The sequence below is a fragment of the Polynucleobacter antarcticus genome (assembly GCF_013307245.1).
Classification (GTDB): domain Bacteria; phylum Pseudomonadota; class Gammaproteobacteria; order Burkholderiales; family Burkholderiaceae; genus Polynucleobacter; species Polynucleobacter antarcticus.
In genome coordinates, this window is record NZ_CP028941.1 from 1,835,367 (window position 1) to 1,859,576 (window position 24,210).

Below are 24,210 nucleotides of genomic sequence, written 5' to 3' on the forward strand. Positions count from 1 at the left end.
TATGCCAACACAACAACTTGATTATTTCACTTCCCTGGTTGCCGAAGATGAACACTTCCCGCTGACTGAAGCAGCAGTGGCAGTGGCCCAGCATGCCTACCCAGATTTGGATGTACAAGGTGTATTGGACCAAATGGATCAATGGGGCAAGAAACTGAAATCACGTATTACTCCAGACACACCACCGATGCAGCGCTTACAACTCTTAAAGCATTTCTTTTATCAAGAGTTACGCTTCGGGCCAAATGCCAATGATTTCTATGCACCAGAGAACTCTTATCTTCATCAAATGATTGAGAGCCGGCGTGGTATTCCGATTTCTTTGGCAATTCTGATGATGGAGTTAGGGCAGCAAATTGGTTTAAACATTCGTGGAGTATCTTTTCCTAACCACTTCATGATGCGGATTTCCTTACAACAAGGTGAAGTGATCATGGACCCCTTGAATGGTGAATCGCTTTCTAAGAATCAACTTCAAGAAATGCTAGATCCCTATCTAGATGCTAAGGGCTACCGTGGTGATCTGAGTCTGCCTCTAAATATTTTCTTACGCGCATCGAACTCCCGAGAAATTCTCTCGCGTTTTTTAAGAAATCTGAAAATGATTTACTCAGAGAACGAGCGTTGGGAGCGCTTATTGGGAATACAAGAGCGCATTGTTATTTTGCTACCAGAGGCAGTAGAAGAAGTTCGTGATCGCGGCCTTATCTTTGCCCAATTAGAATATGTCCGTCCTGCTATCGCCGATTTGCATCGCTACCTAAGCGAGATGCCGGGCGCAGAGGATGCGACTGATATTCGTGAGCACATCGTAACCCTCGAGAGCCAAACTAAGTTGCATTAAGCCAACTTCCCTTTACTTAGCTTCACTCCTGCAGTAGTCCTACTGCCATCTGCTTTTCATTCGTATAATGAGCAATGCCCACTGAACCTCACATTCAGCCTACGCATGTCTTGGATCAGCCACCCATCTTATGTATTGTTGGCCCCACAGGCGCAGGCAAAACCCAGATCGCCATGTCTTTGGCAGAGCATGCCCAATCGATTGGCTTGACGATCGAAATTATTAGTATGGACTCCGCATTGGTGTATCGCGGGTTGGATATTGGCAGTGCAAAACCTAGCAAAGCGGAACAATCCTTAGTGCCGCATCACTTGATTGATATCTTGGAGCCTACCGAATCGTATTCTGCGGCACGCTTTGCCCATGATGCTCAGCGACTGTGTACCGAAATTCGTGCTCGCGGAAACATTCCGATCATAGTTGGTGGCACCATGCTGTATTGGCGCGCTTGGGCCTATGGTCTTTCTGCATTACCGCCAGCCAACCCAGATATTCGTGCTCATTTAGATGCACAAGGAAAGAGTGTGGGCTGGCCAGCAATGCATGCGGAACTCACAAAAGTAGATCCGATTACTGCCGCTCGCTTGCAGCCCAATGATTCTCAGCGGGTGCAAAGGGCTTTAGAGGTATATGAGATTACGGGCCAAGCTATGTCGACTTTTCTGAGGGATGCACCGAGCGAGGATGGCAGAGAGGGGTCAGCAATTCCAGAGTGGATTAATCTCGTTTCTCTGGAACCAAGTGATCGGGCTCGGCTTCATCAAAATGTAGAAATCCGTTTTGATGCCATGCTTCAGAGCGGCTTTATCGACGAAGTAAAAACATTGCGCGCCAATACCAATCTCCATGCTGATCTGCCAGCTATTCGATCAGTAGGCTATCGACAAGTCTGGGAATATTTGTCCGGAGAAATAGATCTCGAACAAATGCGCTACAAGTCCTTAGCTGCCACTAGACAACTAGGCAAAAGACAGCTTACTTGGCTGCGCGCAATTGCGGGCAGAAAAACCTTTGATCCCTTCAACTCCGATGAATTGAAGGCGGCACTAGAGCATTGCAAGCAAAGTTTAATTAAATAACGATGGTTTGCGGTGCACCCGTTGGACGCTCGACTACTTCACCCACAACCCAAGCATTTAGGCCCTGAGCTTTTAATGAGGTGATCGCCGTGTCAGCTTGATCAGAGGACACTATGACCACCATACCAATACCGCAGTTGAAGACGCGAACCATCTCTGCATCTGCAACGCCGCCCTTCATTTGCAACCAGCGAAAGAGCTCAGGCATTTGCCAGCTATCCCGATGCAAGATAGCTTGAGTATTTTCTGGAAGAACACGGGGTACGTTATCTACTAATCCGCCGCCAGTAATATGCGCCATGCCTTTGACGTTGATCTCAGAGATGAGTTTGAGTAGTGGCTTGACATAAATTTCTGTAGGTGCCATCACGACATCCCCTAAAGAGCGGCCGCCTAAGTCATCACTTGGCTTAGCACCAGCGCGTTCAATAATTTTCCGAACCAGCGAGTACCCATTCGAATGTGCACCGCTAGAACCAATGGCTACCACCACATCGCCCGGAGCGATCGTTGCCCCAGTAATAATTTTAGATTTTTCAACAGCACCTACCGCAAAACCGGCCAAATCATATTCGCCCGGAGGATACATGCCAGGCATTTCTGCTGTTTCACCGCCGATGAGGGCGCAACCCGAAAGCTCACAGCCCTTAGCAATGCCACCGACGACAGTGGCCGCCGTATCGATAGTTAACTTGCCACAGGCAAAGTAATCCAAGAAGAAGAGGGGTTCGGCGCCCTGCACCAAAATATCGTTCACACTCATGGCTACCAAGTCTTGACCAATCGTATCGTGGCGATTCCACTCAAAAGCCAGCCTGAGCTTTGTGCCCACACCATCTGTACCAGCAACCAAGACTGGCTCTTTGTAGCGTTTAGGCACCTCAAATAGCGCTCCAAAGCCCCCAATGCCAGCCAATACACCCTCACGCATGGTTTTCTTAGCCAGAGGCTTAATGCGATCTACCAAGGCATCTCCAGCATCAATATCGACGCCTGCGTCGCGGTAGGAAAGGCCTTGGGAGGAAGAATCAGTAGATGAAGTCATGGTGGAGATAGAAGATTAGTCAAAAACGTAGCTTGGTCGGTAGAATCATTGAATTCTAGAGGATTCGAGCAAGATGACTGAAATTTTTATCCCTTTCCTAAGCGCATTTATTCTGGCTTACGCCTTGCGCCCTGTTTGCCTGTGGCTTGAGAGGCATCACCTACCCCGTGCAGCTGCAGCTGGCATCGCCATGATTATTGGCCTAAGCGTCGCATTTTTCGTTTTGAGTCTCTTTATTTCGCTCCTCAAAACTGAAATTCCCCTGATTAAAGCTCAATTACCGATTTGGATTCAAAATACCCAATCTTGGCTTGGCCCCAAATTAAGTGAGTGGCATATTAGTGTTGACTGGGGCACTTTAAAAGCCAGCGTCACCCAAAAAATCACTACCCACCTCACTGATAACTCAGATGCGTTGATGTCTTCCACATTAGAAAGAGTCCTGATGTCCGGTAGCTCGGTGATTGCAGGGTTCGTCAATGCTGTTTTGATCTTATTTGTATTGTTCTATTTGCTGATTGACTGGGATCATTTTTTTAAACTCCTCAAGAGCATGGTGCCAGTACGCACCCAAGAAATTGTTCACCATTTGGCAATGCATGCTGATGGATTACTTTCTCAATATCTAAGAGGAATGTTAATTGTTATTTCCATCATGTCACTCTTTTATTCAATTGGACTGAGCTTGCTGGGTGTTCAAGGCGCAGTAGCATTGGGTGTATTTACAGCACTAATGATTGTGATTCCTTACATTGGCATCACAATTGGATTTACCTTAGCCGTCTTGGCCGCCCTTTTACAATTTGGGCCTGGTGGCGCTCTGATTGGTGTCTTAGTGCTTTACGGACTAGGTCAGTTCATCGAAGGCTTTTTTCTCACACCCCGCTTAGTGGGCGAACGCATTGGCCTACATCCAGTAGCCGTGCTCTTTGCTCTACTTTTGTTTGGTAAGTTGTTCGGTTTTTTTGGGGTACTCTTGGCATTACCGATTAGCGCAGTGAGCTTAGTGCTCCTTCAATATAGTTGGACACGCTATACGCAAAGCTCTTGGTACCAAAAATAAATGTCTGTAGCAATGAACAATTCTTTACCCCGACAATTTGCACTCGATATCAGTCACACACCAAAACCCAGCTTAAGCAATTTTTTAGCGGGAGAGAACCTGGCACTATGCTCCACTTTACGGGATGTTGTTCAATCTTGGGGCAACAAAAAAACGTTTGCAACTGAGGATGACGTTTTAAACGCGCGCTGGATTTATTGGTGGGGACCTGAAGGTTCTGGCCGTAGCCATTTACTGAGCGCCCTTGAAACCGCAGCAGAGCAAAGTGGCTTGATATGTTTTGCTTTGACACCGCATGAGCCTATTTCATGGGTACGCCTTGAAGAGGAGCTCACTATTCTGAGCCTGAGCGACACAGCTTCTATCATTACCGTAGATGATATTGATCGCCTAGATGAGCGTCTTATCGCCTCGCTGTTTCGAATTCTGAATGAAGTTCGGGCCAGTAAAGCGATTCATATCTTTATGGCAGGCAATGCGGCTCCGAGTGCCCTGACCCTCAGAGAGGACCTGCGGACACGTTTGGGGTGGGGCCTGGTCTTTCAAACCCATCTTTTGGGGGATGATGAGAAAATACTTGCTTTACAAGAAGCGGCGCAAGCACGGGGTTTAGTATTGTCTGCAGAAGTATTGCCTTGGCTTCTCAATCGCTTTTATCGTGACATGCCTAATCTGATGGCACTGATAGATGCTTTAGATGCATATTCATTAGAAACAAAACGCGCTGTGACACTGCCTCTCGTGCGAGAGCTCTTGCAGCCTAAATAAATATTTATGACTCAACTTGCCCTGTTTGATTTAGATCACACCCTACTGCCTTGCGATAGCGACTATGAATGGGGGCAGTTCTTAGTTCGTATTGGTGTAGTGGATGGCCAATACTACAAAGAACAAAATGATCGCTTCTACCAAGACTACAAGGATGGCAAGCTCAATATTGAGAGCTTTTTACGCTTTGCCTTAAAACCTCTCTCAGAGCATTCTCGTGCCCAACTCAAAGAATGGCATGATGCTTTTATGAAAGAAGTAATTACCGGCCAGATACGCCAACAGGCAGTAGATCTCGTAAAGCGCCACCAAGATGCAGGAGATCTCTGCTGTGTGGTCACCGCTACCAATAGCTTTGTCACCCGTCCTATTGTTGAAAGTTTCGGTATTAAGCATTTAGTGGCGACTGAACCCGCTACTCTGGGAGATCATCCGTTATCTGACTTTACTGGGGAAGTTAAAGGCATTCCTAGTTTTAAAGAAGGGAAAATTACGCGGGTCCAGGACTGGCTTGCGGACCAACATTTGATATTAGATCAACTGCCCTATAGTTATTTTTACTCGGACTCCATGAATGATTTACCTCTCCTTGAAAAAGTAAGTCATCCCATCGCTACCAATCCAGATGCCCGTTTACGTGACGAAGCCACTAAGCGCAACTGGCCCATACTTGAATTGTTCGCATGATCAAAAAATTGATTAACCGCATTTTGCGTCGCGACCCGATGGTCCGACATACCGCAGCCCATACTTCAGGCGCACCAAAACGTATTCCCAGAAAAACCCATCGCATTGACCCACAGTTGCTGTCTAAGAATGCCGTCAAAGTAACCGACACTTTGCAACAAGCGGGCTATGATGCTTTTATTGTTGGCGGGGCAGTACGTGATCTAGCTCTTGGCATCGGTCCAAAAGATTTTGATGTCGCAACCAATGCGACCCCAGAGCAAGTACAGAAGTTATTTCGTAAAGCTCGCCTGATTGGACGGCGCTTTCAGATTGTGCACGTGACATTTTTTGGTAAAGGTCAACCAGAAATTATTGAGGTCTCCACCTTTAGAGCATTGCTAGAAAATGCGGGTGAGCATGTTGCAGAAAATGGCCGCATCTTACGAGATAACGTTTGGGGTACCCAGCATGAAGATGCAGCGCGAAGAGATTTCACGATCAATGCGATGTATTACGACCCCGCTTCAGAAACCGTGCTCGACTACCACGGTGGCATGGCAGACATGCAGAAGAAAACACTCAGAATGATTGGCGATCCTGCCAAGCGCTATCGTGAAGATCCCATACGTATGCTGCGGGCTATTCGATTTGCTGCTAAGACAGGCTTTACTTTAGATGTGGCAACACGTGCACCGATTGCGCAGCTAGGCAAGCTAATTGATGATGTACCCTCTGCAAGATTATTTGATGAGATTCTTAAGCTATTGATGTCAGGTTACTCTTGGGCAGCCATTCAGGGTCTGCGTGATGCTGGCTTGCATCATGGCTTACTGCCGCTGCTCGATCACATCCTTGATAACAAAACTGGCTCAAAAGAGGCTCAAGACTTTGTTCGGATTGCCTTGGCCAATACCGATGAACGCATTCAGGCTGGAAAGAGCGTTTCCGCTGGATTCTTATTTGCTACTTTGCTATGGCCTGATCTTTTGAATAATTGGAAAAAGAATCTTGCCAATGGGATTTCTAATATCCCTGCCCTACATGATGCAATGGATGAGACGGTTGCCAGCCAAAGTAATGGCATGACCATTCAGCGTCGTTTTGAGAGTGATATGCGCGAAATCTGGTCTATGCAACCTCGCTTTGAAAAGCGGGTTGGCCGCTACCCTTATCGCCTAATTGAATCCCCTCGCTTTAGAGCGGGGTATGACTTTATGCTGCTGCGCTGCGCTACTGGCGAACAACATCCCACTTTAGGGGAGTGGTGGACTAGCTTCATCACAAGCGATCCTAGCGGCCAAGAGACATTGATGGCTAGCGTCAAGGGTGAAAGTGGTGGTGCCTCACCCACTAAACGTCGCCGTCGCAGAAAGCCTAAAGAAGCCTTGCCCACAGAGGGTGCAGAGAGCTAAGCAGACTTCAAAAAAAATCAGTAAAGTACACTAATGTAGGTTTACTTCTCGTTTGGAATACCCATGGCACGAGCTTTTATCGGATTTGGCGGCAATATTGGTGACACACGTCAGCTCATTACTGACGCGATTGTTTGCCTTGCACAACGCTGCGAACTCCAAATTTTAACTAAAAGCTGTTTCTACCAAAGCGCTCCTTTTGAAGCATCTGGCAGCGACTATATCAACTCTGTCATTGAAATTGAGACCACTTTAACCCCTTATGGTCTTTTGCACGTATGCCAAGCGGTTGAGCAAGAATTTGGTCGTGAGCGTCCTTACACGAATGCACCTCGCACCTTAGATTTAGACATCCTGTCATTCGAAGGGGTATCTCAGGATGACTCAGATTTAACCTTACCCCATCCTCGAATTATTGAGCGTTCTTTTGTTCTACTCCCACTATTAGAAATTGCTCCCCACTTCTTTCTCCCTCAATTAGGCGAACTCAAGGCCTACCTGCCTCAAGTAGCCGATCAACGAATTGAAAAACTATCCTGCCGCAACTGTCATTGTGGTGAAAAAGCGGTTTATAGCCCAACGACGCATTAATTCATTAAACTCACGCCATGGGTTACTTACAAGGCGAAAAGCCAATCACGATTTCTAAACTCCTCTCGCTCTATGCCGAGGGCGAGAAAATCACTATGTTGACCGCATACGATTCGACAATGTCTGCTTTACTCAATCGCTGTGGGGTAGAGACTATTCTGATTGGTGATTCATTAGGTAATGTGATTCAAGGGCATAGCAGTACGACTCCTGTTACGGTTGAGCACATGGCATATCACACAGAGTGTGTAGCTCGAGCAAACTCACAGGCCTTTGTGATTGCAGACCTTCCTTTTGCAAGCTATGGTGATCCAGTGCAAGCCTTAGATTCAGCGGCAGAGCTGATGCGTGCCGGTGCTGACATGGTCAAGTTAGAGGGTGGTGATTGGCAAACGGAGATCATTCAGTATCTCGTACAGCGCAGCGTCCCTGTTTGCGCACACTTAGGTCTGCTGCCTCAGTCTGTGCATCTTTTGGGCGGCTATAAGGTACAAGGTAAATCAAAGGATGCAGCTAGCCTGATGCTAGAGCAAGCAATTGCTTGTGAACAAGCGGGCGCTCAAATGATTGTCTTAGAGGCCATTCCTTCTTCCCTTGGAAAACAGATTACAGAATCCTTATCTATTCCAACCATTGGGATAGGCGCAGGGCCAGATTGCTCCGGGCAAGTATTGGTATTACAGGATATGCTGGGCATTAGCCCTGGTAAGGCACCTAAGTTTGTAAAAAACTTTATGGATGGTCACACCTCCGTAGAGGCTGCGATTAAAGCCTATGTTCGCGAAGTGAAGTCCGGAAAGTTTCCTGGAGTTGAACACGGCTTTGCCGGCTAAGCAAAGCCGCTTCCTTTTACATTCACTTTTGAATGAACTTTTAGTTAACTAAAGAAGCTCTTTACGCCGTCAAACCAACCCTGTTGATGCGGGTTGTGTTTATTCCCACCAGACTTAAGACTCTCGTCAAATTTCTGCAGCAACATCTTCTGCTCATCCGTCAGTTTGACTGGCGTTTCAACGGCAATATGCACGAAGAGATCTCCAACCATCGTTGAACGCAGACCTTTGATACCTTTACTGCGTAAGCGGAAGGTCTTGCCAGTTTGAGTGCCCTCCGGAATCGGAAACTCTACACGCCCTGACAGGGTGGGCACTTCAATATCACCACCAATCGTTGCCGTAGCAAATGAGATGGGCATTTGCACGTGGAGGTCACTGCCATCACGCTCAAATACTTTATGCGCCTTAACCCTTACCTCGACATACAGATCGCCAGATGGACCGCCATTCACGCCGGGCTCGCCATTACCGACGGAGCGCACACGCATGCCATCATCAATTCCGGCGGGGATTTTGATCTCGAGTGTTTTTTGTTCTTTATTTTTGCCGCTTCCATGACAGGTTTTGCATGGCTTAGGAATATATTCGCCAGTACCGCGACATTTAGGACAGGTTTGCTGCATCGAAAAGAAACCTTGCTGTACGCGCACTTGCCCATGGCCATCACATGTCGTACATCTTTCAGGCTTACTGCCTGGTTCCGCACCAGAACCATGGCAGGTTTTGCAATCACTCCAGCTCGGCACACGTATTTGGGTGGTGTAACCTTCAGCTGCTTGCTCGAGCGTGATCTCCATGTTGTAACGAAGATCTGCGCCCTTATAAACCTGTGGGCCTGATTGGCGGCCACCACCTTGACCAAAAATATCACCAAAGATATCGCCGAAAGCATCTGCAAAACCACCGCCACCACCAAAGCCGCCTCCGCCCATAGAAGGATCCACACCGGCATGACCATATTGGTCGTACGCCGCACGCTTATTGGGTTCAGTTAAGGTTTCGTAGGCTTCTTTGACTTCTTTAAATTGATCTTCGGCAGTTTTACTATCCGGATTACGGTCGGGGTGATACTTCATTGCCAGCTTCCGATAGGCTTTTTTCAGCTCATCATCGCTCGCACCTCGTGCCACGCCAAGCACTTCGTAATAATCGCGTTTACCTTTAGCCACAACATTCCTTTCAACAACCGCAATGGCACAAGTCGGCACGAGGCCGACTTGTTATCAATACTTCTAAATTAAGTTACATCATATTCAATAATGGAATTACTTCTTGTCATTGACCTCTTTGAAATCCGCATCCACCACATCGGCATCCGGAGCACTTGCCTGTGCACCCTGAGAACCGCCAGGAGCAGCACCAGGTGTACCACCGGCTTTCGCTTGCTCAGCAGCCATGGCCTTTTCACCTAGCTTCTGGCTTGCGGTACCCAATGCTTCTGTTTTGGCTTCAATCGTCGCTTTGTCACTACCCTTGATAGCCTCATCTAATTCTTTGAGGGCAGCTTCAATCGCTTCTTTCTCAGAGGCCTCTAAAGATGCGCCATGTTCTTCCAAGGTTTTCTTAGTTGAATGGGCTAAAGCGTCAGCAGTATTACGGGCAGTAACGAGTTCCAATGCTTTTTTATCTTCATCCGCATTGGCCTCAGCATCTTTGACCATGCGCTGGATTTCTTCTTCAGTTAAACCAGAGTTTGCCTTGATGGTGATTTTGTTTTCTTTGCCAGTAGTTTTATCTTTTGCGGTGACATGCAAAATTCCATTGGCATCAATATCAAAGGTCACTTCAATTTGTGGCATACCACGCTGTGCAGGAGCAATTCCCTCGAGGTTGAACTCACCGAGCAGCTTATTTGCTACCGCCATCTCACGCTCACCTTGGTAACACTTAATCGTCACTGCAGGCTGGTTATCTTCTGCTGTCGAATACACCTGTGCATGTTTAGTCGGAATAGTGGTGTTCTTAGGAATCATCTTCGTCATGACGCCGCCCAAGGTCTCAATGCCCAATGACAGTGGAGTCACATCTAACAGCAATACGTCTTTACGATCACCAGAAAGCACGGATCCCTGAATAGCGGCACCAACAGCTACAGCTTCATCTGGGTTCACGTCTTTACGTGGCTCTTTACCGAAGATCTCTTTTACTTTGTCCTGAACCGCTGGCATACGGGTTTGACCACCCACCAAAATCACATCATCAATGTCAGCAATATTCACACCAGCATCTTTGATCGCAGTTAAGCAAGGACCTGCAGTACGGTTAACCAATTCCTCTACTAAAGACTCTAGCTTAGCGCGGGTTAACTTCAGGTTCAAATGCTTTGGACCACTTGCATCGGCAGTTACATAAGGCAAATTGATCTCGGTTTGCTGGGTAGATGAGAGCTCAATCTTGGCCTTCTCAGCAGCATCTTTTAAACGCTGCAATGCCAACACATCTTTACTTAAATCAACGCCTTGCTCTTTCTTAAACTCAGTAATGATCCAGTCAATAATGCGCTGGTCAAAGTCTTCACCGCCTAAGAAGGTATCGCCGTTAGTAGAAAGCACTTCAAACTGCTTCTCACCATCAACGTTAGCGATCTCAATAATGGAGACGTCAAATGTTCCGCCGCCGAGGTCATATACCGCAATCTTACGATCTACTTTATCTTGCTTGTCTAAGCCAAATGCTAAAGCAGCAGCAGTTGGCTCATTGATAATGCGCTTGACATCTAAACCTGCAATACGACCAGCATCTTTAGTTGCTTGACGTTGGCTATCGTTAAAGTAAGCAGGCACAGTGATGACTGCCTCAGTCACTTCTTCGCCGAGATAATCTTCAGCTGTTTTTTTCATTTTGCGCAGAATCTCAGCGGATACTTGTTGTGGCGCCATTTTTTTATCGCGCGCTTCAACCCAAGCGTCACCATTGTCAGCTTGAACAATCTTGTAAGGCATCAGACCAATGTCTTTTTGCACTTCTTTATCGCTAAATTTACGACCCATCAAACGCTTCACTGCATAAATCGTGTTCCTCGGATTAGTCACGGATTGGCGTTTTGCTGGGGCACCTACCAATACTTCGCCATCTTCCACGTAAGCAATGATGGATGGGGTAGTGCGACCGCCTTCTGCGTTCTCAACAACCTTAGGTGCATTGTTTTCAACAACTGAAACGCACGAGTTGGTGGTTCCTAAGTCGATTCCGATAATCTTTCCCATAATGGCTCCAAAAATGAATTAAATGTGTAATTTCGTCAAACTGCGAATGCATCGATACCCAATAAATGGGGCTAAAAAGAGGGATTTCAAGAGCTGAAAAGTGCAAAAAAGGCAGAAATCTGCCTTTTTTATTCTACTTTCCGACCAAAAGGCCTGAGTGAGGACTTTTTACTTCTTACTTAGGGGTACTAACGGTTACCAGGGCTGGGCGAAGAATCCGATCCGCAATCGAATACCCCCGCTGAAGCACCGAAACTATCGTATTCGCCTCTTGCTCAGAAGGCACTGAAGCAATGGCCTGATGATGATGGGGGTCAAATTTATCCCCCACAGCAGGGTTTAGCTCCGTCATGCGGCCTTTTTCAAAAGCAGAGAGCAATTGCTTGAGTGTGATCTCTAGGCCCTCTTTAAAAGCATTGGCATCTACTGCCTTCGCATTCAGAGCAGCGTAAAAACTATCGGTGACAGGAACTAAGTGCTCCGCAAAACTCTCAATCGCAAATTTATGGGCCTTAGCGATATCTTCCACCGCGCGGCGGCGAATATTTTCCCCTTCCGCTTTTGCGCGCAGATAGTTATCTTGCATCTCCGTCAGTTTTTGATGGAGCTCTGCAATTTCTTGCTCTGGAGTCTTTACTTCGGCTGTCTCGCCGACTGCCTCTGCAGGCGAATGAGCGTCAGTATTTTCCTGCTCAGGGGAGGGGTGTTGATTATCTTGGGTCATGGCTACAGATTCACTTTTCTAAAATAATGACAAGTTATCAAGCATATGGGGGCAAGCAAGCTGATTTCAAGTCCAGCCGAGTTCAGCTAATACTAGCTTTAGCCGATTCGGCCCGTTGATTGCGCAAAGCTAGAGTGGCGTCGGACTCTACCCCCAAAGGCCATCCTGATAAATGGTGTTGGGCAATGTCATACATAGCATTAATCCACTCAGGGTTGTTATTTAAGCAGGGAATATAGCGGTAATCTTTTCCGCCATGCTCCAAGAAAATCTCACGCGCCTCCATAGCAATCTCTTCCAGTGTTTCTAGGCAGTCTGCCGGAAACCCTGGACAAAAAATATCGATACGCTCACAACCTTCCTTGCCCAGCTTTTCAATCGTCGGCGCAGTGTAAGGCTTCAACCATTCCGCTTTACCAAAACGCGATTGAAAGGTAACCCAATATTGTCCAGGCTCTAAGCCTAAAGCTTCGCCCAGTAAACGTCCTGATTTCAGACACTCACAATGATAGGGATCCCCCTTCATTAAATTTCTCTTAGGCAGTCCGTGAAAAGACAGTACCAGTCGATCACCCTTTGCAAAATCGGGACGACCATCTTTATCCCATGCACTTTGCACTTGATCCCGCAAAGCAGAGATGTAGGCGGGATGATCGTGATAATGCTTTACTAAACGCAGCTCTGGCTGATTACGCCATGTTCCAAGCACCCGAAACACTTCATCAAAACTAGAGGCGGTGGTTGTCGCTGAATACTGTGGATAAAGTGGCAACAGCAGGAGACGCTCCATGCCTTGTGCTTGTAAGGCCTCTAGGGCTTGCTGGGTGGAAGGCTGTCCATAGCGCATCGCTAAATCAACTAAGACAAGCTGTCCATGATGAGCAAATTTTTCAGCCAATTCTTTTGCTTGTAGACGCGAATAATGCATGAGAGGAGAACCTAATTTCGGTAACCAAATCGAAGCATATTTTTTTGCAGATGCGCCGCTACGAATCGGCAAAATAATGCCATTTAAAATGCACCACCAAATGATTCGAGGAATTTCTACAACACGTGGGTCGGATAAAAATTCCTTTAAATAGGATCTCACTGCCTTCGGCGTAGGGGCAGAAGGCGTGCCTAAATTAAGCAATAAAACAGCTGTCTTGGCAGGGCGTAGGTGAGGATTTTGATTCAAGGAAGTGCCGTTTTAAAAAATAGAAAAATACATGGTACCGATATATTTACGAACTCAATGCACCAGATAATAATTTAGAAGTGATATCCACAATTGGAATCACACGGTCATAGGCCATTCGTGTAGGGCCTATGACCCCTAAAGTACCGACAATTTGTCCATCCACACTATAAGGTGCACTGATTACCGCTAAATCTTCATAGGGAAGTAAATCGCTTTCGCCACCTATAAAGATTTGAATACCGTCTGCATGACTGGAAACATCTAATAACTGCATCAGCACAGACTTTTGCTCCAACATGTCAAACATCTTACGCAACTTATCTAAATTGGTACTCAGGTCACCGACATTCAGTAAGCGACGTTCGCCAGATAAGAGCATATCGCCTTGACCCATACCGTAATCACTCACGCCACTGTGCAGTGCCAATGTCATCAATCCTGAAATATCACTACGCAAAGTATCTAGGTCAGAGGCAAGATGTGCTCGAACCTGAGCGAAACTCTTCCCCGCAAACTGGGCATTGATGTAATTGCCCGCCTCGATTAGTTGGCTCGGCGAGTAATCCTGTGTTGTGGGAAGAATGCGATTCTGTACATCTCCCTCAGGCGTCACCATGATCAACAAAATCTTACCTTCGCCCAGCCGTAAAAACTCAATATGCTTAAAAACCTGAGCCCGCTTAGGCGTCATGACAACCCCGGCAAAATGGGTCAAATTAGACAAAATCTGTGCAGCAGAGTTCATGACTCTCTGCGGTGAATCTGGCAAAAGCCCTTTTTCCATCTCACGAGCGGCAATTTCCTCTAGGGGACGAACGGTGACCATCGTATCGACAAAAAGGCGATAGCCCCGCGGCGTCGGAATTCGTCCAGCAGAAGTATGGGGGCTAGTCACTAGGCCCATGTCCTCTAAATCTGCCATGACATTGCGAATAGTGGCGGCAGAAAGGTCCAATCCCGAGAACCTGGAAAGGGTGCGCGAGCCAATAGGCTGACCCTCCTCGATATATCGCTCGATGAGGGTTTTTAGTAAGGCGCGGGAACGATCGTCCATAGTGGAAGGGATTTTATGCGTATGGTTTAATCGTTATATGTTAAGCCCATCCTCAAATTCCATCAAAAAGGCATTTCGCCGGGTTGCCCTGGTTGGCAAATATCAGGCTGATGGGATGCAAGAACGCCTCAATGACCTTGCCAAACTCCTTTCAGAGCAGGGGTGTGAGGTATTTATTGAGGCTGCGACTGCCAGTCATCTTGGTTTGACTGCTCGCCCTATCAAAACAATTGAGCAATTTACAGGCGCAATCGATTTAGCGGTAGTGTTGGGGGGTGATGGCACGATACTAGGAATTGGGCGCCAATTAGCCGGTAGTGGCGTCCCATTGGTCGGCATCAATATGGGTCGACTGGGTTATATGACCGATATTCCCATTCAGCAGGTTCAAACCATACTTCCTCAAATTATTGCGGGAGACTATGAGGCCGACACCAGAACTTTGCTCGATGCCGTAGTACTTCGTAAGCAGCAAGAAATTAATCGTGCCCTTGCTCTTAACGACGTCGTAGTCAATCGCTCTGGAATTTCCGGGATGGTGGAGCTTGCAGTCCGTGTCAATGGCTCTTTTATGTACAACCAAAGGTCTGACGGATTGATCGTATCTACTCCGACCGGATCGACTGCTTATGCGCTTTCTGCAGGTGGGCCCATCTTGCATCCGCGCGTCGCGGGTCTTTTGCTGGTACCAATTGCACCTCACGCTTTGTCTAATCGCCCTATTGTTTTGCCAGAGGATATCGTGGTGAATATTGAAGTAGTTGAGGGTAAAGAAGTGATCGTGAACTTTGATATGCAATCGCAAACGCATTTACAAGCAGGCGATATCATTCAAGTATGCCAATCTGACAAAACCATTACCCTACTTCATCCTTGCGGTCACAGTGACTACAAGACCTTGCGAGAAAAGTTACATTGGAACGAGTATCCATCGACATTTTGATGTCGAATTTTTTGGTACGCTAAAGCATGCTGCAAACTCTCTCACTCCGTGACTTTGTCATTGTTGATCAATTAGAGCTCGACTTTGCCTCTGGATTTACTGTTCTCACTGGTGAAACCGGTGCTGGTAAATCAATCCTATTAGATGCACTAGGTCTTGTACTAGGAGAGCGTGCGGATAGCAGTCAAATTCGTGAAGGTAGCCAGCGTGCAGAGATTAGTGCTCTGTTTAGCATCGCGTCCGCTCAGCTTAGCCAGCTCAATCATTGGCTAGATGAGCAAGGTTTTCCAGTTGAAGAAGAGGGAAAACATCTTCTTCTCAAAAGAACCATTGAGCTCAATGGCCGAAGCCGCGCTTTTATCAATGGTAGCGTCGCCACCCTCGCACAATTGCGTGAAGCTGGCGATCAATTAGTTGACATCCATGGGCAGCATGCCCATCAATTACTCCTCAAGGGAGGCGCGCAACGTGATCTGCTAGATCGCCATGCTAACCACCTAACGCTCGTTGGTGAAGTAGCGCAATCCTTTAAAGCGCTCAATGACTCTCGCCGACGACTAGCGCAAGCAGAAAATGCGGGGCAAGATATTGAACGAGAGCGCGAACGTCTCGAATGGCAAATGGAAGAATTAACTGAGCTGTCGCCTCAGGAGGGTGAATGGCTTACTGTTCAAAGCGAGCATGCTCGCCTCGCTAATGGTGCCAAGATTCTTGGTGGCTGCCAGGAAACGATTGACACATTAAGCGAAGCAGAAAACTCTGTTGAATCCACCCTCTCTAAAGCAAGTAACAATATGAGTGCGTTGGCAGAGCATGACCCTGCGCTTCGTGAGATCAGCCAAGCGCTAGAATCAGCTCAAATTCAGGTAGATGAAGCGGCCCATCAACTCAATCGCTATTTACAAAAATTAGAGTTAGATCCAGCGCGCTTAAGCCAAGTAGAGGAGCGGATGCAGGCATTGCATAGTGCGGCTAGAAAATATCGTGTTGAGGCTGATTACTTACCTAACTTATTGAATGAAACAGCTGAGCGCTTAGATGCACTGACCGCCTCTCAAAATATTGAGGCGCTCCGAAATCAGGTGAAACAGCAAGAAGTTACTTACCTTAAGCTAGGTAAACAACTCACCCAAAAGCGGACTAAAGCAGCGACTGAATTAGGCGCCCTAGTGACAGCTGCCATGCAGGATCTGTCGATGGCTGGCGGTCAGCTTGAAATTGCCCTACTCCCCTTAAATGAAGGCGGTATGCATGGCCTAGAGCAAATTGACTTTTTGGTTGCCGGTCATGCTGGTAGCACTCCCCGCCCTCTCGCCAAAGTAGCCTCCGGTGGGGAGTTAGCTCGCATCAGCTTGGCTATTAGCGTCATCACTAGCAAAGCCTCATTCACCCCCACGCTAATATTTGATGAAGTAGATGCAGGTATTGGGGGTGCTGTTGCAGAGACTGTTGGAAAGTTACTGCGTCAGCTAGGTGAGTCACATCAAATACTATGCGTCACCCATTTGCCGCAAGTATCTGCACAAGGCAACCATCACCTGAAGGTCACCAAATCCCAAAGTGGCAACAAAACACTCTCGCAAGTAAGTCCTCTCGGAAGAGCAGAGCGCGTAGAAGAAATTGCCCGTATGCTCGGTGGCGCTACGATCACTGATACCACCCGTCGTCATGCCCGTGAATTACTTGAGCAAAACTAAAACGCTATCTAATAGCGAGGTTTAAATGTTGGAGGGTGCATGAAAAATACTCTCCCAGATACTCAGGACTGCCTCTCTTGCACTCACTAAGTCGGGCTCTGTATTCAAAGCGACCCTTGTCTTATCGGCTCCATCTAAACGCAAACGGTGTTGCCGTGCTCTTAACAGTCGATAGGCATCACCCACTCCTTGAGCGATCTCAGCCTCTATTAATCCTACCTCGCTAGCAATGCGCAATAGGGCGATATTTCCGAGATTGCCAATGAGCTGCGGGAATTGATGAGAGTAAGCAAGCACCAAAAATTGCACAATAAATTCAATGTCCACCATACCACCAGCATCATGCTTCAAATCAAACTCAGGGCTTAAATTAGGATGACCCGCATGCACTTTACGACGCATCTCTAAAATCTCACTGCGTAATGCATCGATATTACGCTTCTGACTGAGCACCTCAAAGCGGACCTCATCAAAGTATGATCCAAGCAATGTATTGCCAGCAGAAAACCGGGCACGTGTCAGCGCTTGATGCTCCCACACCCAAGCTGCGTTATCTCCCTCGCGCAATTGATACCGCTTAAAAGCATCTGCATTGGTTACTAAAAATCCTGCAGAACCATTAGGTCGTAAGCGAGTATCGATTTCAAATAAACTACCGGCAGAGGTATAACTGGTTAACCAATTAATCATGCGCTTCGCTAAAAGCGCATAAATTTCTTGAGCGGCATAATCTGTTTCCTCAGCTTGATACAAAAAGACTAAGTCAAGATCTGAGGCATACCCTAATTCTTTACCCCCTAACTTGCCATAAGAGATCAATGCAAATGGCACATCCATCGTTACAGATAAATTAAATTTTAATGCCACACTAGGCCAGACACGTTCAAAGGTCGTTTGCAATATAAGGTCTGCTAACGCAGATAAATGATCACTCACTTTTTCGACCGATAGGGCTTGTTCAACCCCCACACCTAAATCAGCCAATAAGGTAATGAAGGTTTCAGTGTGATGGGTAACACGCAAGATATCCATAGCCTGCTCAGACCCATCGCCATCTGCCATGATGTCGTCAAGACGCATGTCTAAGGTGCTCTTGACCTCCCGCCAATATTCCTCAGGTTGCTCAATTAATGTTTTTTCAGTACGGGAGTTCAGTAAATAATCGAGTAAATGCGGGTGTCTCGTTAAATACTCAGCACCCCATTGAGAAGCCTTGAGTAAGGCCAAAACATTGTGCAACGCTTTAGGATACTCAGACAAAATAGACAGGTAGGCGCTACGCCGTGCAATGGCCTCCAACAAATCAAAGAAGCGGAGTAAAGCAATGTCCACATCACCAGGAATATCATCCACTTGCAAACGATCCGCAGCCTGATGAATCAGATTGTTGAACGTTAATCTATTTTTTTCAGATAATTGTTTTTGTCTAGGGCTTTCTAGCCAAGCTAACCAGCGAGAGAGCGCCATCGGAAAAATCACCTTGTCAGGCTCCCATCCTGCCGGTAATGCAGTGTTATCTAGGCGAGCGTTATCGTCTAATACAAATGCCTTTTCAAATAACTGAGCTACGGTTGACTGATGCCGGTCAAGCTCACTTAAAAAAGTTGCTAGATCTTGATGTTCATCAGGCCCCACCATACTCAATGCTAAGCGTGAACGGGTCGCATCATCCTCAGGTAGGTAGTGGGTTTGTTGGTCTTCCCAAACCTGAATACGGTGCTCTAAGCGTCTTAAGAAAATATAAGCTGCTTTTAAAGCATCTACCTCTTGGGCTGACAAAATCTCTTGACGCTTCACTAGCTCAAGCACTTCTAAGGTGGGTCGAATTCGAAAACGCGGATCTGTTCCGCCACGCATTAATTGAAACATTTGCGCTAAAAATTCGATCTCGCGAATGCCACCTCGGCCCAACTTAATATCTTTAGAGCGGCCATGATGATTGGATGAGCGTTTTTCTGCTTCATGCTGAATCTGGGCATGTAAGTCCCGAATGGAGGCAATCACACCATAATCTAAGTGGCGTCGATAAACAAAAGGACGAATCAATTGCTCGAGTTCTTTTTCACAATAAGAAAAAGTAGGTGAGCTTTGATCTGGCGCAATTAATCTACCTTTGATCCAGGCATAACGCTCCCACTCCCTACCTTGAACCATTAAGTACTCTTCTAGCATATCTAGACTGCAGACTAGGGGGCCAGAGTCACCATTGGGTCGTAAGCGCATGTCTACACGAAATACAAAACCATTCGCATCGAGTTCGGCTAGTAACTTAATTAAGCGCTTCCCCATGCGGGTAAACCACTCCTGATGAGACAAACTTTTGGGCCCTTCTTGGGTCTCGCCCTCATGCTCATAGAGAAAGATTAAATCAATATCTGAAGATAGATTGAGCTCAAAACCCCCCAACTTGCCCATGCCGACGACCATCAGCGGCATCTCTATTTTAGTAACCTGGCTCCAAGGTAATCCAAAACGCTTCTTGAGATCCTCGCGAATGTAGGCAATGGAAACGTTGACTGCTTCCTGGGCAAAATAGCTAAGGGCGTGAGTGACCTCATGTAAGTCAGCCAGCTTATTGAGATCCCGTAAGGCAACCCACAGCATTAGCCGCTGTCTAGCCAGGCGGAGATCAGCCATAAACTGGGACTCATCCTGAATTTCCACGCCTAAAGCCAATTGACAAGGGCTTAATAACGCTTGAATACCCTGAAGATCTACCCTTTGGGTGCTTTTGCTACTGAGCCAATCTATCCAATCTGGCTGTGCATTCAGCCAGCGCTGCGCGTAGGTTGAGTGTTTCTTTAGAAAGTCAATTTGGCTTGGAAAATCCGTCATTTCTCTATCTTAATCTGACTGTGGAGCGAAATCCTAGAAGCTGGGTACCCACCCAATAGCTGAAGGATAATAGGGGCCATGCTTCGAAACTTCCTCCGAACTCGCCTGCAGACCGCACTTCAAAAACATCCCCAGGATAACCGCGGTCAGTGGCGCAAACGCGCACTCATTCTTGTTGGGATTACTTTAGTTTTTTTTATTGTGGGGCACCTCAGCGTACGATTTATTTTATGGCCCCAAATTGAAAAATCAAAAACTACCGTAGAAAAATTAATCAGTACTCGACTAGGTGCGGATATCACCATGGATCATTTGCAAGTCTCTTGGACTGGCATGCGCCCCGAATTTGTCATTGAGGGACTGAGGATCAATAGCTCCAGCGACTCATCCACAGCCCCACCACTCTTCATTAAAAATATAAGCGGCCAGCTCAGCTGGCTCTCTCTGTATCACTTAGCGCCGTACTTTCATGAAATTCATGCTGATAATATTGAACTTTATGCGCAGCGCGACGCGAAGGGAATAATTTCAGTAGCTAGTATTCCTATTCATAGTAAAGCCAATGATTTATCTACGGAAAATTGGTTGTTTAGTCAAAATGACATTCAAATCAAAAACGCTAAGCTATTTTGGGAGGATCAAAAGAGTCGCAAGCTTAAAACAGTTATTGATGTTCAACACTTTAATTTTACAAATGGTGTTCGCCAGCATCAAGGTGAGCTCAATGTCCTGACACCTTGGAGTCCAAGCCCGATCAAGGTCCAGGCTGATTTTGTTCATCATCTTGGTGGTCAAGCTGGAAATTGGCGCGATTGGATTGGTAGCTTTACTTGGGACGTATCTGATCTGAATCTTAGTCAAATCTCCAAGGATATTTCTCTCCGGCCAAACGAATTAAGTGGACAACTCACTTCTCAAGGAACTATTCAGCTTGCGAATGGTAAGGCAAATGGTGGGCAAATGTATTTGACTGCTGACCGCCTCAGGATTCAACTCAATAAGAATGTAAACGCTGTTGAATTCGGCAGAATTGAAACAAATCTGGTTCAGGAAATACAGGGAGGGCTCAATTCAATCACCACCAAAACATTAGCTTGGCGGGGTATGGATACACAAAGCACCAAACCCTTGGATCAATTAAGTCCCATTACTTTTCGCTGGCGCACCCCAGAGGCTGGCCAAGAAATTAATGCCTTTGGCGTCTCATCTCCCAAAGTTTCGCTGGAGGATATCGCTCTATTTGCACTGAACCTTCCCCTGCCAAAGAAGATTCATCAATGGATTAAGGCTGCAGATGCTGATGGGGAACTAGAAAATCTCGAAATCAATTGGTCTGAGAGTAAATCCGCATTAGCAGCTCTCCCACTGCCAGGAAATTGGTTTTCTTCCAATAAATTAGATTTCAATGTGAGTGCAAAGCTCAATGATATTGGCTTCAAGAGCATAAACCCGTCGATGCCTTCGGTTTCGCATCTGACCGGTAACCTCACTAGCAATCAAAAACAGGGTAGCCTGACTGTTGATGCCGTTAATCTTGAGCTGGAGATGCGCAATTTTTTATCAGCTCCACAAACTAAATTTGATAGCGTTAAAGGTGACCTTAGCTGGGCTCAGCAAAAAGGGGGTTGGCTCATTAATGCTAAACAAGTGCAATTAAGTAACTCAGAAATCACTACTAATTTTGATCTAAGCTATTTAATGGCTGGCCCAAAGCAACCTGACCAGATGACTCTTGATATGGAATTTATCAAAACCAAACTTGCGACTATTCACCGCTATCTTCCAGTGGGCATAGACAAAGATATACGGCAATACATCAGCAAAGCTTTTGAATCGGGAGAGATACAAAAAGGCTCGCTTCACATTAAAGGGAATGTAGATCAGATCCCATTCTCACCGGGTAGCGTTGGTGAGTTCACTTTACATCTGCCGATTTCAGGGGCAACTTATAAGGCAGCACCCTTAATGCCAACTAAAGAAGGTATTTGGTCTGCGTTTACAAATATCAATGGTACTGTTGATATGAAACAGTCTGCTTTGGATGTATCTATTGATAATGCAACTTATAAAAAAGTAGTTCTTTCTAACATGACTGCGCAAGTTCCTAATGTCAGCGCAAAGCAAGCTCAGCTTCTCATCAATGGCCTGGTAGCAGGCGATGGCTCACAAATAATGGAATATTTAGCCAGATCTCCAGTCGGTGTGCAACAACCTAGTATAGCAAAAAATCTCTCAGTGATAGGTCCAGTCAATATTGACCTCGGATTAAAAATTCCACTCTCAGGAAACGAGGGGGCTAATGTAGATGCCAAGCTCACATTACCTGGAAACAAGGTGCAATGGGCAAAAATGCCCCCGTTAGAAAATCTGAAAGGTACGATCCGCATTACTGAAAAAAATCCTGAGTTTGAGGATATCACTGCAAGCTTCCTTGGCGGAGATATCAAGATCGCAAGTGCAACTAGTACCCCAGATAATTCCAGCTTCAACATCAGTGGCACTGCAAATTCCAGCTTCCTTAAAGCCTATATCGCTAACAATTATTGGTCACAGCTCAATTCAGCCTTACTCAATAGTATGAGTGGGTCAGCTAAATATGATGGCTCGGTTAACTTCAATGCATTAGGCAGCCAAACAAATCTGAAGATCGATTTACGCAACTGGGCTAGCTCGGCGCCAGCGCCTGCTAATAAGCTATCCGGAACCGCAATGCTAGGGCAATTTAACCATCGCACATTCCCTACTACTAAGTCAAATTTGGTGCGTGCAGATTGGTCCCTTAAGCTGGGTGATGAGTACTCTTTACAAGGAAACGTAGATAGCAGCGGTAGTTATAGAAATGCTATTGGAATTGGTTCTGTCTTAGGTATTCCCCAACAAGGCTTGGCAATTAACTTTGCAAGTAAGGAATTTAATCTCGACACTTGGATCGACTTTATCGGCTCAGACAAACCTAAAAATAACAATTTGGCATTAAAAGACACCGAAATATTAGATGAACATATTCAGGTGAGCGCACAAATTAAAAAATTAATCGCGCTTGATCGAGAGTGGAGTGATATTAATTTCAATGGTGTTGCTAAAAATGATATCTGGCAACTTCGCCTTGATTCTCCCCTAATAGCTGGACAAGTTCAACTGAGTCCAAGCAGCGCTGATCATCCCAGCGGACTGATTGCTGGTCGCATAAGTAGGATTAAGGTGCCCGATGCAATAGCGAATACCGAAGTAGTAAGCCAAGGTACTAATTCACAGTTGAGAACGCTCAATCAAAAACCTCTGCCGGCAAAACGGTCACTCACCCCAAATAACATCCCGAGTCTTGACCTTAGTATCGATGATCTAGGCTGGAAGCAAGCTCAATTTGGTAAGGTTAAGCTAAAAACAAAGACTGTGGACAACGTCTTCAAAATTGAATCCTTACAGGTGAGTAACCCTCAAGGTAATTCCACTATTACCGGTCAATGGGCTGGCAAAACTTCAAATACTGCTGAGCTAAGTTCAATGACTACCAATATGGATATTCAGGATGCTGGTGAGATGATTTCAAGATGGAGTGATCCTAAATCTGTAGAGGGTGGGCAGGGGAAACTCAATGCATCATTAACTTGGTCTGGTTCGTTTTTTGCCCCAGATTACAACTCCATTTCTGGCAATGCGAGCATAGAGCTTGCCAAAGGTCGCTTGCTAGAAGTCAATACTGGTGGTGCTAAGCTCCTTGATGTACTCAGTCTGCAAAGCTTATTTCGATTCGCTACTTTAGACCTACAAGGCAGTCTAGGTAATCTAGCCACTAAAGGCACGCCATTTAACACCATCAGTAGTCAATTCGACATTACGCAAGGGATTGCGCAAACCAAACAATTCTCAATGATCTTAGATCAAGCGCGCATAGCAATGACTGGCAATATTAATATCCCACAACAAACTCAAGATCTTCGCATCACGATATTTCCCACCATTGATGCAACCGCAGGTTCACTGGCTGCATTTGCTCTTAACCCCATTATTGGTCTAGGCGTATTAGTCGGACAGTATCTGGTTACCAATCAAATCAACCGTACGATGCAAACAGATTATTTAGTGCAAGGCTCTTGGGATAAGCCAGAAGTGATACCACTGGATCAAAAAGGGCAACCACTGGATACAAAAACATTGGAGACCATTCGCACAAGAAATCTTTTAAAAGAGCAAACTAAACCCAGCATACCAACAGTGCCCTCCACCGTTCCTAGCCCATCACCTACTCTTGCAAATTAAGTTG

The 24,210-nt window shown here is 46.3% G+C and carries 18 protein-coding genes; 11 read left to right on the forward strand and 7 right to left on the reverse strand.

The genetic code is table 11. From position 1 onward, the window contains the following. Nucleotide 1 precedes the first annotated feature (1 nt). Nucleotides 2–844 carry a SirB1 family protein gene (locus tag DCO16_RS09525; RefSeq protein WP_173943419.1) on the forward strand — a complete coding sequence of 281 codons (843 nt, stop codon included), beginning with the start codon at nt 2–4 and terminating at the stop codon, nt 842–844. A gap of 74 nt (nt 845–918) precedes the next feature. Next, on the forward strand, nt 919–1,923 hold the full coding sequence (miaA, locus tag DCO16_RS09530; protein ID WP_173943420.1) for a tRNA (adenosine(37)-N6)-dimethylallyltransferase MiaA: 1,005 nt from the start codon (nt 919–921) through the stop codon (nt 1,921–1,923). Here the strand turns inward: miaA and purM are convergent. Continuing rightward, nucleotides 1,916–2,968, reverse strand: a complete 1,053-nt coding sequence (gene purM, locus DCO16_RS09535) for a phosphoribosylformylglycinamidine cyclo-ligase (protein WP_173943421.1) — start codon at nt 2,966–2,968, stop codon at nt 1,916–1,918. The two genes, miaA and purM, sit on opposite strands and share 8 nt — an antisense overlap. 73 nt (nt 2,969–3,041) lie before the next feature. Between purM and DCO16_RS09540 the strand changes: the two genes are divergently transcribed. The 6 genes from DCO16_RS09540 to panB all read left to right on the forward strand — a co-directional run bounded on the left by DCO16_RS09540 (nt 3,042) and on the right by panB (nt 8,304). Continuing rightward, nucleotides 3,042–4,031, forward strand: a complete 990-nt coding sequence (locus DCO16_RS09540; protein ID WP_173943422.1) for an AI-2E family transporter — start codon at nt 3,042–3,044, stop codon at nt 4,029–4,031. A 12-nt stretch (nt 4,032–4,043) separates the two neighbouring features. Further along, nucleotides 4,044–4,799, forward strand: coding sequence for a DnaA regulatory inactivator Hda (hda, locus tag DCO16_RS09545; protein ID WP_173943423.1), 756 nt, complete (start codon nt 4,044–4,046; stop codon nt 4,797–4,799). Between the two features lie 6 nt (nt 4,800–4,805). After that, complete coding sequence (locus DCO16_RS09550) at nt 4,806–5,486, forward strand: histidinol-phosphatase (protein ID WP_173943424.1); 681 nt, start codon at nt 4,806–4,808, stop codon at nt 5,484–5,486. Next, entirely contained in the window at nt 5,483–6,880 is a 1,398-nt protein-coding gene (gene pcnB, locus DCO16_RS09555; RefSeq protein WP_173943425.1) for a polynucleotide adenylyltransferase PcnB, read from the forward strand. Before DCO16_RS09550 ends, pcnB begins: the two co-directional genes overlap by 4 nt. Before the next feature lie 63 nt (nt 6,881–6,943). Further along, nucleotides 6,944–7,471, forward strand: coding sequence for a 2-amino-4-hydroxy-6-hydroxymethyldihydropteridine diphosphokinase (folK, locus tag DCO16_RS09560; protein WP_173943426.1), 528 nt, complete (start codon nt 6,944–6,946; stop codon nt 7,469–7,471). Between the two features lie 17 nt (nt 7,472–7,488). Further along, the gene (gene panB, locus DCO16_RS09565; protein WP_173943427.1) at nt 7,489–8,304 is read left to right on the forward strand and encodes a 3-methyl-2-oxobutanoate hydroxymethyltransferase; all 816 of its coding nucleotides are present in this window, start codon (nt 7,489–7,491) and stop codon (nt 8,302–8,304) included. Nucleotides 8,305–8,348: 44 nt separating this feature from the next. Here the strand turns inward: panB and dnaJ are convergent, their stop codons facing one another. From dnaJ to hrcA, 5 genes are all read right to left on the reverse strand, one after another. Then, the gene (dnaJ, locus tag DCO16_RS09570; protein WP_173943428.1) at nt 8,349–9,476 is read right to left on the reverse strand and encodes a molecular chaperone DnaJ; all 1,128 of its coding nucleotides are present in this window, start codon (nt 9,474–9,476) and stop codon (nt 8,349–8,351) included. Between the two features lie 96 nt (nt 9,477–9,572). Next, complete coding sequence (gene dnaK, locus DCO16_RS09575; RefSeq protein WP_173943429.1) at nt 9,573–11,513, reverse strand: molecular chaperone DnaK; 1,941 nt, start codon at nt 11,511–11,513, stop codon at nt 9,573–9,575. Nucleotides 11,514–11,688: 175 nt separating this feature from the next. After that, the gene (gene grpE / locus DCO16_RS09580; protein ID WP_173943430.1) at nt 11,689–12,237 is read right to left on the reverse strand and encodes a nucleotide exchange factor GrpE; all 549 of its coding nucleotides are present in this window, start codon (nt 12,235–12,237) and stop codon (nt 11,689–11,691) included. 82 nt (nt 12,238–12,319) lie between these two features. Continuing rightward, nucleotides 12,320–13,414, reverse strand: a complete 1,095-nt coding sequence (gene hemH / locus DCO16_RS09585) for a ferrochelatase (RefSeq protein ID WP_173943431.1) — start codon at nt 13,412–13,414, stop codon at nt 12,320–12,322. A gap of 46 nt (nt 13,415–13,460) precedes the next feature. Further along, nucleotides 13,461–14,471: a heat-inducible transcriptional repressor HrcA gene (hrcA, locus tag DCO16_RS09590; protein ID WP_173943432.1), complete on the reverse strand. Its 1,011-nt coding sequence runs from the start codon at nt 14,469–14,471 to the stop codon at nt 13,461–13,463. A 37-nt stretch (nt 14,472–14,508) separates the two neighbouring features. Here hrcA and DCO16_RS09595 point away from each other — a divergent pair, with 37 nt between their 5' ends. Together DCO16_RS09595 and recN are read left to right on the forward strand one after the other, a co-directional pair. After that, nucleotides 14,509–15,414, forward strand: a complete 906-nt coding sequence (locus DCO16_RS09595; RefSeq protein WP_173943433.1) for an NAD kinase — start codon at nt 14,509–14,511, stop codon at nt 15,412–15,414. A gap of 26 nt (nt 15,415–15,440) precedes the next feature. Then, entirely contained in the window at nt 15,441–17,111 is a 1,671-nt protein-coding gene (recN, locus tag DCO16_RS09600) for a DNA repair protein RecN (protein ID WP_173943434.1), read from the forward strand. 21 nt (nt 17,112–17,132) lie between these two features. Here the strand turns inward: recN and glnE are convergent, their stop codons facing one another. Next, nucleotides 17,133–19,946, reverse strand: coding sequence for a bifunctional [glutamate--ammonia ligase]-adenylyl-L-tyrosine phosphorylase/[glutamate--ammonia-ligase] adenylyltransferase (glnE, locus tag DCO16_RS09605; protein WP_173943435.1), 2,814 nt, complete (start codon nt 19,944–19,946; stop codon nt 17,133–17,135). A gap of 78 nt (nt 19,947–20,024) precedes the next feature. Between glnE and DCO16_RS09610 the strand changes: the two genes are divergently transcribed. Continuing rightward, on the forward strand, nt 20,025–24,206 hold the full coding sequence (locus tag DCO16_RS09610; protein ID WP_173943436.1) for a YhdP family protein: 4,182 nt from the start codon (nt 20,025–20,027) through the stop codon (nt 24,204–24,206). The last annotated feature ends 4 nt before the right edge of the window (nt 24,207–24,210 follow it).

Bases quoted from the DNA above. Each gene is read 5' to 3' on its own strand.
- DCO16_RS09525 (WP_173943419.1), top strand. From the start codon at position 2: ATGCCAACACAACAACTTGATTATTTCACTTCCCTGGTTGCCGAAGAT.
- miaA (WP_173943420.1), top strand. From the start codon at position 919: ATGCCCACTGAACCTCACATTCAGCCTACGCATGTCTTGGATCAGCCA.
- purM (WP_173943421.1), bottom strand. From the start codon at position 2,968: ATGACTTCATCTACTGATTCTTCCTCCCAAGGCCTTTCCTACCGCGAC.
- DCO16_RS09540 (WP_173943422.1), top strand. From the start codon at position 3,042: ATGACTGAAATTTTTATCCCTTTCCTAAGCGCATTTATTCTGGCTTAC.
- hda (WP_173943423.1), top strand. From the start codon at position 4,044: ATGAACAATTCTTTACCCCGACAATTTGCACTCGATATCAGTCACACA.
- DCO16_RS09550 (WP_173943424.1), top strand. From the start codon at position 4,806: ATGACTCAACTTGCCCTGTTTGATTTAGATCACACCCTACTGCCTTGC.
- pcnB (WP_173943425.1), top strand. From the start codon at position 5,483: ATGATCAAAAAATTGATTAACCGCATTTTGCGTCGCGACCCGATGGTC.
- folK (WP_173943426.1), top strand. From the start codon at position 6,944: ATGGCACGAGCTTTTATCGGATTTGGCGGCAATATTGGTGACACACGT.
- panB (WP_173943427.1), top strand. From the start codon at position 7,489: ATGGGTTACTTACAAGGCGAAAAGCCAATCACGATTTCTAAACTCCTC.
- dnaK (WP_173943429.1), bottom strand. From the start codon at position 11,513: ATGGGAAAGATTATCGGAATCGACTTAGGAACCACCAACTCGTGCGTT.
- grpE (WP_173943430.1), bottom strand. From the start codon at position 12,237: ATGACCCAAGATAATCAACACCCCTCCCCTGAGCAGGAAAATACTGAC.
- hrcA (WP_173943432.1), bottom strand. From the start codon at position 14,471: ATGGACGATCGTTCCCGCGCCTTACTAAAAACCCTCATCGAGCGATAT.
- DCO16_RS09595 (WP_173943433.1), top strand. From the start codon at position 14,509: ATGTTAAGCCCATCCTCAAATTCCATCAAAAAGGCATTTCGCCGGGTT.
- recN (WP_173943434.1), top strand. From the start codon at position 15,441: ATGCTGCAAACTCTCTCACTCCGTGACTTTGTCATTGTTGATCAATTA.
- glnE (WP_173943435.1), bottom strand. From the start codon at position 19,946: ATGACGGATTTTCCAAGCCAAATTGACTTTCTAAAGAAACACTCAACC.
- DCO16_RS09610 (WP_173943436.1), top strand. From the start codon at position 20,025: ATGCTTCGAAACTTCCTCCGAACTCGCCTGCAGACCGCACTTCAAAAA.